The organism is Candidatus Aquicultor secundus, from assembly GCF_002791875.1.
Classification (GTDB): domain Bacteria; phylum Actinomycetota; class Aquicultoria; order Aquicultorales; family Aquicultoraceae; genus Aquicultor_A; species Aquicultor_A secundus.
On the sequence record NZ_PFNG01000221.1, the window covers coordinates 1 to 1,145 of the forward strand.

1 protein-coding gene is annotated in these 1,145 nt (G+C 50.6%); it reads left to right on the forward strand.

The window, feature by feature from the left end:
- Nucleotides 1-1,145, forward strand: a 1,145-nt coding sequence (locus COY37_RS09400; RefSeq protein WP_286977363.1) for a DEAD/DEAH box helicase family protein, incomplete at both ends; no start/stop codon positions are given.

Below are 1,145 nucleotides of genomic sequence, written 5' to 3' on the forward strand. Positions count from 1 at the left end.
GGATAGCGTGCTAAACCTCATCCAAAACTTCGTCCAGGTGGTTGAAGAAGAGGATGATAAAGGCAAGAAGACGGGCAAACGCAGCCTGATATTTCCGCGCTACCACCAGCTTGACGCGGTACGGCGCTTGGTATCTGATGCCCGCGCAAAAGGGTCTGGGCATAAATATCTTATCCAGCATAGCGCGGGGAGCGGCAAAAGCAATTCCATCGCCTGGCTTTCCCACCAGCTGGCAAACCTGCACGATATGGAGGATGAACGCGTTTTTGATTCCATAATCGTCATTACCGACCGGCGTGTTCTTGACCGCCAGCTGCAAAGAACCGTGCGCCAGTTTGAGCAGACGCTGGGGATGGTTGAGAATATCGATCAAACCTCTCGTCAGCTTAAGGCGGCGCTTGAGGATGGCAAAAACATCATAGTAACTACCCTGCAAAAGTTCCCAGTGATCGCAGACGATATGTCTGCTTTGCCCGGTAAGCGCTTTGCGGTAATAATCGACGAGGCGCACTCATCCCAAAGCGGAGAGAGCACTAAAAGCCTTAAGATTGTTCTTTATAACGGAAACTTAGAGGAAGCGGAGCTGGAGGATGGGGTAGAGGAAGAAGACCCAGAGGACCGTATCGTCGATGAGATGAAAAAGCGCGGGCAACTGCCGAACGTTAGCTACTTCGCTTTTACGGCGACGCCTAAGCCTAAAACCCTCGAACTTTTCGGCACGCTAGAGCCCGATGGCAGGTTTGCGCCCTTTAGTCTTTACACCATGCGCCAGGCCATTGAAGAGCGTTTTATCATGGATGTGCTGGACAATTACACCACCTACAAGAGCTATTTCAATATCCTCAAGAAAATCGAAGACGACCCCCGCTATGACAAAAAGAAAGCCGCATTCTTAATGAGGCTTTTTGTGGATTTGCATGAACACACGATCTCCAAGAAAGTTGCAATTATAATCGAGCATTTCGTAGAGCATAGCATGGGCCGAATTGACGGTAAGGCCAAGGCGATGATCGTCACGCGATCGCGCCTTCACGCGGTTCGCTACAGGCTTGCAGTTGATAAATACCTTAAAGAAAAAGGCCACTCATTTAAAGTGCTGGTGGCGTTTTCGGGAACGGTGCGGGATGGGGGCCGCGATTATACGG